Source organism: Lysobacter sp. 1R34A, from assembly GCF_051217035.1.
GTDB lineage: Bacteria > Pseudomonadota > Gammaproteobacteria > Xanthomonadales > Xanthomonadaceae > Lysobacter.
On the sequence record NZ_JBPKJP010000053.1, the window covers coordinates 20,760 to 29,369 of the forward strand.

Below are 8,610 nucleotides of genomic sequence, written 5' to 3' on the forward strand. Positions count from 1 at the left end.
AGCCAGACCCCGTCACGCAGGAGCTGCATCCCCATGCCTTCGTTTCTCAGGCCGGCGCGTCTCGCGCTGGCCTTGCTGCCGCTTTGCCTGGCGCCGCTGCACGCGGCTGCGGCCACACTCACAGCCGACACCGCAGCCGACACGGACGTCCACCAACTCGACCAGATCCAGGTCCACGGCCAGGCCGGACCGAGCTTCGGCGCCGGGCGCAGCCGCAGCGCGACCAAGACCGACACCGCCCTGGTCGAGATTCCGCAGGCGATCACCGTGTTGCCGCGAGCCCTGATCGACGCGCAGGGCGGGCGCTCGCTCAACGAAATGCTGGCGCTGGTGCCGGGTGTAGGCCTCAACAACGGCGACGGCCAGCGCGACCAGGTCGCCATCCGCGGCTTCAGCGCGCTGTCGGACCAATACCTCGACGGCGTCCGCGACGACGCCATGTATTACCGCGATCTCGCCAACACCGAGCGCATCGAAGTGCTCAAGGGGCCGTCGGCGATGCTGTTCGGCCGCGGCTCGTCGGGCGGCCTGATCAACCGGGTCAGCAAGCAGCCGCTCGACGCGGCGCAAGGCAAGCTGCGGATCTATGCCGACAGCGAGGGCGGACGGCGCGGCGAGTTCGACCTGACCGGACCGCTCGGCATCGGCGCCGGGCGCCTGGTCGGCGCCTACGAGGATTCCGACACTTTCCGCGAGCAAGGCTTCATCGAACGCTGGCTGATCGCGCCCTCGTACCGCTTCGAACTCGGCGGCGGGCAATTGCTGCTGCAGGCCAGTGCGCAGCGCGACGAACGGGTGACCGACTTCGGCATCCCGAGCCTGTTCGGGCGGCCGCTCGAGGTGCCGATCGATACCTATTACGGCTCCTCCGACGCCCGCGACCAGGATTACAGCCGCGCCCGCGTCCACCTGCTCAACGCGACCTACGCCAACGCGTTGAGCGAAGACCTCGACCTGCGCGTGACCGTGCGCGGCACCGATTACCGCCTGGACCGGCGCAATACCCTGATCACCGGCAACCCGTTCCAGCGCAACGGCCGCTGGCTGTCGAACCGGCGCCATGCCGGCAACGAACGCGACCAGCAGGCCTGGTTCGTGCAGGCCGATCTGGTGCACGAGGGCGAACGCCACCGCCTGCTGCTCGGCAGCGAGTTCAGTTACGAGCGCAAGGACCAGGCCAGCTACGGCGGCATCGCCACGCCGGTCGACCTGCTCGCACCGGTACTGAGCCCCTCGATCTTCAATCCCAAGGCCGAAGCGGCCGCGCGCAGCCGGCTGCGCAACGCCGCCGTGTACGTACAGGACCAGATCGCCTTGAACGCGCAGTGGAAGGCAGTGATCGGCGCGCGTTACGACGACTACCGCCAGCAGACCCGCGACCGCCTCGACCCCGCCGCGCCGGCGCTGGACCGCAGCGACCGCGAATGGAGCCCGCGTCTCGGCCTGATCTGGATGCCGACGCCGCAGCAGTCGCTGTACGCGAACTGGGGCGAGTCGTTCCAGCCCTCGGCCGAGAGCCTGCCGCTGAGCACGGTCAACGTCGATCTGCAGCCGGAGACCACCGCCAATCGCGAACTCGGCTACAAGTTCGCCAGTGCCGACGGGCTGGTGAGTTTCGACGCGGCCGTGTTCGAGACCGAGCGCGAGCACATCAAGACCACCGACCCGGTCGACCCGCGCCGGCAGATCGGCGTGGGCACCCAGCGCACCCGCGGCGCCGAACTCGGCTTCGCCGCCTCGCTGCTGCAGCGGCGCCTGGACCTGTACGCCGGCTATGCCTATCTCGACGGCGAGATCAGCAAGTCCAACAACATCGCCAACGGCATTTCCCTGCAAGGCAGAACCTCGGCGTTGACGCCGCGCCACAGCGCCTCGGTCTATGCCGAGTACCTGCTCGGACGCGGTATCAGCGTCGGCGGCCTGGTCCAGCACGTATCGATGCAGTACGCGGCGCCGACCAATCTGAGCGTGCTGCCGGCGTTCACCCGCTTCGACTTCAACCTGCGCTACCGCAGCGGTCCCTGGGACTGGCGCCTGCGCCTGGAGAACGCGTTCGACCGGCGTTATTTCAGCTCCGCCCACGGTTCGGTCGACGGCTTCAACACACCGGGCGCGCCGCGCACGCTCAGCCTGACGGCCGATTACCGCTTCTGATCGCCCCGTCGGCGCCGCGGCCGGCTTCGGCCGCGGCGCCGGCGACTCACCAGCGGCGTTCGATCCGCGCACCGCCGAACATCACTTGTCGGATGCCGGGCAGGGCCAGGAAATCGTGCGGGAACCCGAGCGGGACCGCGCTGGCCTCGTCGAGGCGGCGCGATTGCGCGTCGTCGAACTCGACCTCGAGCGCGCCGAGATTCTCCTGCAGCTGGGCCAGGGTGCGCGCGCCGATCACCGGCGCCACGCCGCCGGGCCGGCGCAACAGCCACGCCAGGGCGACCTGCGCCGCCGGCCGTTCCAGTTCGGCCGCGACCGCCTTGACCGTTTCGGCGATGTCCAGCGCGCGTTCGGTCAACGCGCCATTGCCGATCGCCACCGCGCGACGGCCTTCGGCGTTGCCGGCATCGAGGTCGGCGCGTGCGTACTTGCCGGTCAGCACGCCCGAGGCCAACGGCGACCAAGCGGTGACGCCGAGGCCGAGCTCGGCCGCCATCGGCAGCAGTTCGCGCTCGCTGTCGCGCTGAGCCAGGCTGTACTCGGTCTGCAGGGCGACCAGCGGCGACCAGCCGCGCAGCTCGGCCAGGGTCTGCATGCGCGCGGCCTGCCAGGCCGGCAGGTCCGACACGCCCGCGTACAGCACCTTGCCGGCGCGGACCAGGTCGTCGAAGCCGCGCATCACTTCCTCGACCGGCGTGGTCGCGTCCCAGGCGTGCAGATACAGCAGGTCGATGTAGTCGCTGCCGAGCCGGCGCAGGCTGGCCTCGACCGACTGGCGCAGGTTCTTGCGGTGGTTGCCGCCGGCGTTGGGGTCGCCGGGGTTCATGCACAGCGAGAACTTGGTCGCGATGACCAGCGCGTCCCGGCGGCCGCGGGCGAACTCGCCGATCAGCCGTTCCGAACTGCCGCCGGTGTAGAGGTTGGCGGTGTCGATGAAGTTGCCGCCGCGGTCGAGATAGGCATCGAACACGCTGCGCGCTTCGTCGGTGTCGCTGCCCCAACCCCAGTCGTTGCCGAAGGTCATGGTGCCGAGGCAGAGCGGGCTGATACGCAGGCCGGAGCGGCCCAGGGTGCGGTAATCGTCCAGACGCATGAGGTGGTTCCATCGGAGGGAGCCACGAGTCTAGGCAGCGCAGTGCCGGCGAAATATCCGCAACTTGCTTTGGTGAAGTTGCGCCGATGCCGATGCCGATGCCGATGCCGATGCCGAGGCGAGGCGAGGCGAGGCGAGGCATGCGGCCGTGCTGCCGATAACGGCGCGAGTGGGCGCCGGTGCCGCGCCGAAGCGAAGAGGCCTCAGCGCGGCAGCGGCGGCACCGGCGTGGGCTTGCCGTCGCCGTCGAGCGCGATCATGGTGAAGCGGCCGCGGGTGGCGAGCTGCGATTCGCCCGAAAGCAGGTCTTCCTTGTGCATCTCGACTTCGACCTGCATCGAGGTGCGGCCGGTCTCGACCACGCGCGCGATCAACTCGACCAACGCGCCCTTCGGCACGGCGGTATGGAAATCGAGCTGCTCCGAACGCGCGGTCACCACGGTGCGCCGGGCATAGCGCGAGGCGGCGATGAAGGCAGCCTTGTCCATCCACGCCAGCGCCTGCCCGCCGAACAGCGTGCCCAGGTGGTTGGTGTGGTCGGGAAAGACGATCTCGGTCATGCGCGCTTCGATCATGGGTGAGGCCTGTTCAAGAGGAACGAGTCAGAGGAACGAGTAACGGTAGAGAGCGGCGGTTTCGCTCGTTATTCGTTCCTCCGCAGTCGTTCGTGCTTCAAAACGCTTCGTCGAAGGCCACTTCGCCCTGCACGCCGACCTGGTAGGCCGAGACGCGGCGCTCGAAGAAGTTGGTCACTTCCTGCACGTCCTGCAGGTCCATGAAGGCGAAGGGATTGGTCGAGCCGAAATGCTTGGGCATGCCGAGCTGGGCCATGCGCTGGTCGGCGCAGTACTCCAGGTACTGGCGCATGTCCTTGAGCGACAGGCCGACGACGCCGCCGGACAGCACGTCGCGGGCGAACTGGTATTCGCACTCGACCGCTTCCTCGAACATCTTCACCACCTGCGCGCGCAGGTCGGCGTCGAACAGGTCGGGCTCTTCCTCGCGCGCGGTGCGGATGACCTCGAACGCGAACGCCATATGGCAGCTCTCGTCGCGGAACACCCAGTTGGTGCCCGAGGCCAGGCCGTTGAGCAGGCCGCGCGAACGCAGGTAGTAGACGTAGGCGAAGGCGGCGAAGAAGAACAGGCCTTCGATGCAGCCGGCGAAGCAGATCAGGTTGAGCAGAAACTGGCGGCGCTGCTCGCGGGTTTCGATGCGCCGCAGGCCCTGGATCGAATCGATCCAGCGGAAACAGAACTCGGCCTTGGCGCGGATCGAGGGGATGTTCTCGACCGCGTCGAATGCCTTGGCGCGCTCGTTCGGGTCGGGCAGGTAGGTGTCGAGCAGAGTCAGGTAGAACTGCACGTGCAGCGCTTCCTCGTACAACTGCCGCGACAGGTACATGCGCGCTTCCGGCGCGTTGATGTGCTGGTACAGGTTCAGCACCAGGTTGTTCGAGACGATGCTGTCGCCGGTGGCGAAGAACGCGACCAGGCGTTCGATCAGGTGGCGCTCGGCCGGACCGAACTTATGCTTGAGATCGTTGACGTCCTGGGAGAAATCGACTTCCTCGACGGTCCAGGTGTTGCGGATCGCATCGCGGTACATCTCGTAGAAGTGCGGGTAGCGCATCGGCCGCAGGGTGAGGTCGAAGCCGGGATCGAGCAGCAGGCGTGTTGAATCGGTGGACATGGGTGTTTCCTTAATGCAGCCCCTGTCGGAGCGCCGTGAGCCGCGACTGCGGAGTTACAGGCTTGCGCCGTATGCGCGATGTCGCGGTCGCGGCTTACGCCGCTCCTACAGGGGGACGTGCGGTTTACTGACAGGCTTCGCAGGACTCGGGATTTTCCAGCGAGCACGCGATCGCTTCGCTGGGGGTGAACTCCACCGGCGCGAGTTCCGGCTTCGGCGTCGCCGGCGCGCTGACCGTGGTCTTGGCGATCTTGGTGGCCGGGCGCGAGCGCAGGTAGTAAGTGGTCTTCAGGCCTTTCTTCCAGGCGTACATGTACATCGAGCTGAGCTGGCCGATGTTGGGGCTCTCGATGAACAGATTGAGCGACTGGCTTTGGTCGATATACGCGCCGCGTTCGGCGGCCATGTCGATCAGCGAGCGCATCGGCAATTCCCATGCGGTGCGGTAGACCTGGCGCAAAGCCTCCGGCACTTCGGTCACCGACTGGATCGAACCTTCGGCCATCTTGATCCGGTCGCGCATCTCGGCGGTCCACAGGCCGAGCTTCTTGAGCTCCTCGACCAGGTACTTGTTGACCACCAGGAAGTCGCCGGACAGGGTCTCGCGCTTGAACAGGTTCGACACCTGCGGCTCGATGCACTCGTAGCAGCCGGCGATCGAGGCGATGGTCGCGGTCGGCGCGATCGCGATCAGCAGCGAATTGCGCAGGCCGTGCTCGGCGATGCGCTTGCGCAGCGCGTCCCAGCGCTCGGGCTGCGACGGGGTCACGCCCCAGGCTTCGAACTGCAGCTCGCCGATGCAGGCGCGGGTGTCGTCGAAGGACGGGTGCTTGCCGTGTTCCATCGCCAGCTCGTTCGACGCCGACAGGGCGTGGAAATAGATGGCCTCGGCGATTTCCTGGGCGAGCTTGCGCGCCGGCTCCGAATCGAACGGCAGGCGCAACTTGAAGAACACGTCCTGCAGGCCCATCGAGCCCAGGCCGACCGGGCGCCACTTGAGGTTGGCGCGGCGCGCGGTCTCGATCGGATAGAAGTTCAGGTCGATGACGCGGTCGAGCTGGCGCACGGCCAGGCGCACGGTTTCGGCGAGCTTGTCGAAATCGAACGCGCCCACGCCCTTGTTAGCGCTGGGGCCCTCGTACATTTCGACGTGATGCGAGAGGTTGATCGAGCCCAGGTTGCAGACCGCGGTCTCGTCCTGCGAGGTGACCTCGAGGATCTCGGTGCACAGGTTGGACAGGTGGATGACGTTGCCCTCGCGCAGGGTCTGGTTGGAGGCGCGGTTGGACTTGTCCTTGAAGTTCATCCAGCCGTTGCCGGTCTGCGCCAGGGTGCGCATCATCCGGCCGTAGATGTCGCGCGCCTTGACCTTCTTGACCGCCAGGCCGGCCGCTTCGGCGGCGTGGTAGGCGCGGTCGAAGGCCTCGCCCCACAGGTCGGTCAGCTGCGGCACCTTGGACGGGTCGAACAGCGACCAGTCGGCGTCGGCCTCGACCCGGCGCATGAATTCGTCGGGAATCCAGTTGGCCAGGTTGAGGTTGTGGGTGCGGCGCGCTTCGTCGCCGGTGTTGTCGCGCAGCTCTAGGAACTCCTCGACGTCGGCATGCCACGGCTCCAGGTAGACGCAGGCCGCGCCCTTGCGCTTGCCGCCCTGGTTGACCGCGGCGACCGAGGCGTCGAGGGTCTTCAGCCAGGGCACGATGCCGTTGCTGAGGCCGTTGGTGGAACGGATCAGCGAGCCGCGCGAACGGATGCGGGTATAGCTCAGGCCGATCCCGCCGCTGAACTTGCTGAGCTTGGCCACGTCCATGTAGCGCTTGTAGATGGCTTCCAGCGAATCCTCGGGCGAGTCGAGCAGGAAGCAGCTCGACAGTTGCTCGTGAGTGGTGCCGGCGTTGAACAGGGTCGGCGAGCTGGGGATGTAGTCGAGCTGGGCCATGCGCCGGTACAGGGCGAGCGCATCGCCGACGTCCTCGCTGAGCGCGCAGGCGATGCGCAGGAAGAACTGCTGCGGGGTTTCGATGACGGTGCGCGCGGTCGGGTGGCGCAGCAGGTAGCGGTCGTACAGGGTGCGCAGGCCGAAGTAGTCGAACTTCGCGTCGAGGTTGCGGTCGATCGCGTCGTTGAGCTTGCGCGCGTTGGCCTGGACGAAGTCGAGCAGGCGCTGGTTGATCAGGCCCAGATCGTAGCCGCGCTGGATCGACTGCGAGAACGCATGGATCTCGATGCCGGCGACTTCCTTCTCGATCACGCCGGCGAGCAGGCGCGCGGCGAGACGGCCGTATTCGGGTTCTTCGGCGGTCAGCAGGGCGGCGGTGCGGATCGACAGCTCGTCGAGCTCGCGCGTGGTCGCGCCGTCGTACAGGCCGGAAATGGTGCGGGTGGCCACGCGCATCGGGTCGACCGCGTACAGGTTTTCGCCGCTGCGGGTCACCGCGCGCACGATCTTGTTGAGGTCAACCGGCTCGCGGCGGCCGTTGCGCTTGGTCACGCTCATGGTCAGGTTGGCCGCGGGCGGGGTCAGCGCGAAGCCGGTGCCGGCTTGCGGGTCGCGGGCGGGTCGGGCGGCGGCGTCGGCGGCGGGGGAGGCGGCGGACGATTCGGGTGCGAGCGTGGTCATGGCGTAACTCCGGGGCGTGGGTGCACGGATCGCCGACCTTCCCGCGAAGGGCGACGCGCGGAGAACGCGGACGCGCCATCGACGACCGGCCGCGCAGCGGCGTCGTCGGATGGCACGGCCATGCCCCCGCGGGCGCGGAACTCGGGAGCTTGCAGGCGAGGTGTCGCGCGGCCCGAGACGGGCGCGTTCCGTCTCGGCGCGCGTGGCGGCGCCGCAACGGAACGAGCACGACGGCGGAGCCATCGTGCTGCGACACCGGCCGTCTTCCCCCGAAGACTCCTGGGCCGGTACCGCGCGGTGTGCAGCGCGCGGCTGTCGGCAGGTCTTCGGGCTCGGGACACGACGACTCGCGTCTCCTACTGGCTACCGCTTCCCAGGCGCGAGGCGCGCCCAGTGCTTGATAGCGTTCGTTTCCCATACCGCTGCGGGGCAGCGCCGGCTTTGGACGTCGCAACGGCTGCGTCCTTACCGGCTTCCCTATTGAGCCGATCTCGCGATCGGCACCGACAGGCACAACATAGTGTGGTTTCCCGATTCCGTCAACGCGATATGTGGTGAACAAGCTGTGTATAGAATGCGTGAAGCCTTGTCCTTCAAGGCTTGCGGCTTGGTGTAACGTTCGTGACCAAGCGCACGGCACATGGAACAGGGACGGGTGATGGAAGCACTGATCGGTTTGTTGATTCTGGCGGTGGTGTTGGTGCCGATCCTGCTCATCGTGGCGCTGGCGCAAATCGCCGGGCTCAGGGCGCGGCTGTCCCGGCTCGAGCAGCGCGTGGCGGAGCAGGCCGAGTCCCTGAGCGAAGCGAGATTCGACCACCGCGGCGACGAAACCCTGGCCGAGCGAATCGCGCGCGAAGCGCCGCCGCAAACAGTGCGTCCGCCGCGGCCGGTGGCTCCCGCCACTGCGCCACCTCCGACGGCTCCACCCAGCGTCACTCAGCCCCCCGCCTTCACTTCGCCCGGAACCGTTCCGCCGGTTTCGGCGCCCACGCTGCCGCCGCCGCCGGCCAACCTGCCGCCGCCGATCCCGCACGACGCCACCGCCGCC

5 protein-coding genes, 1 pseudogene and 1 riboswitch are annotated in these 8,610 nt (G+C 67.8%); of the genes and pseudogenes, 2 read left to right on the forward strand and 4 right to left on the reverse strand.

Annotated elements, in window-relative coordinates; all coding sequences use genetic code 11:
* Positions 1-33 precede the first annotated feature (33 nt).
* On the forward strand, positions 34-2,154 hold the full coding sequence (locus tag ACSAMQ_RS12865) for a TonB-dependent receptor (protein ID WP_435396024.1): 2,121 nt from the start codon (positions 34-36) through the stop codon (positions 2,152-2,154).
* A 46-nt stretch (positions 2,155-2,200) separates the two neighbouring features.
* Here ACSAMQ_RS12865 and ACSAMQ_RS12870 read toward each other — a convergent pair whose 3' ends face one another.
* From ACSAMQ_RS12870 to ACSAMQ_RS12885, 4 genes are all read right to left on the reverse strand, one after another.
* Complete coding sequence (locus tag ACSAMQ_RS12870; RefSeq protein ID WP_435396025.1) at positions 2,201-3,247, reverse strand: aldo/keto reductase; 1,047 nt, start codon at positions 3,245-3,247, stop codon at positions 2,201-2,203.
* 203 nt (positions 3,248-3,450) lie between these two features.
* Positions 3,451-3,822, reverse strand: a complete 372-nt coding sequence (locus ACSAMQ_RS12875; protein WP_435396026.1) for an acyl-CoA thioesterase — start codon at positions 3,820-3,822, stop codon at positions 3,451-3,453.
* 97 nt (positions 3,823-3,919) lie between these two features.
* Positions 3,920-4,939 carry a ribonucleotide-diphosphate reductase subunit beta gene (locus ACSAMQ_RS12880; protein WP_435396027.1) on the reverse strand — a complete coding sequence of 340 codons (1,020 nt, stop codon included), beginning with the start codon at positions 4,937-4,939 and terminating at the stop codon, positions 3,920-3,922.
* Between the two features lie 124 nt (positions 4,940-5,063).
* Positions 5,064-7,559: a ribonucleoside-diphosphate reductase subunit alpha gene (locus tag ACSAMQ_RS12885; protein ID WP_435396028.1), complete on the reverse strand. Its 2,496-nt coding sequence runs from the start codon at positions 7,557-7,559 to the stop codon at positions 5,064-5,066.
* A gap of 300 nt (positions 7,560-7,859) precedes the next feature.
* Positions 7,860-8,082, reverse strand: a riboswitch (cobalamin riboswitch).
* Positions 8,083-8,217: 135 nt separating this feature from the next.
* On the opposite strand from ACSAMQ_RS12885, the pseudogene ACSAMQ_RS12890 reads away from it, so the two are divergent.
* Positions 8,218-8,610: pseudogene (locus ACSAMQ_RS12890) on the forward strand (hypothetical protein); the annotation flags it as partial.

Bases quoted from the DNA above. Each gene is read 5' to 3' on its own strand.
- ACSAMQ_RS12865 (WP_435396024.1), top strand. From the start codon at position 34: ATGCCTTCGTTTCTCAGGCCGGCGCGTCTCGCGCTGGCCTTGCTGCCG.
- ACSAMQ_RS12870 (WP_435396025.1), bottom strand. From the start codon at position 3,247: ATGCGTCTGGACGATTACCGCACCCTGGGCCGCTCCGGCCTGCGTATC.
- ACSAMQ_RS12875 (WP_435396026.1), bottom strand. From the start codon at position 3,822: ATGATCGAAGCGCGCATGACCGAGATCGTCTTTCCCGACCACACCAAC.
- ACSAMQ_RS12880 (WP_435396027.1), bottom strand. From the start codon at position 4,939: ATGTCCACCGATTCAACACGCCTGCTGCTCGATCCCGGCTTCGACCTC.
- ACSAMQ_RS12885 (WP_435396028.1), bottom strand. From the start codon at position 7,559: ATGACCACGCTCGCACCCGAATCGTCCGCCGCCTCCCCCGCCGCCGAC.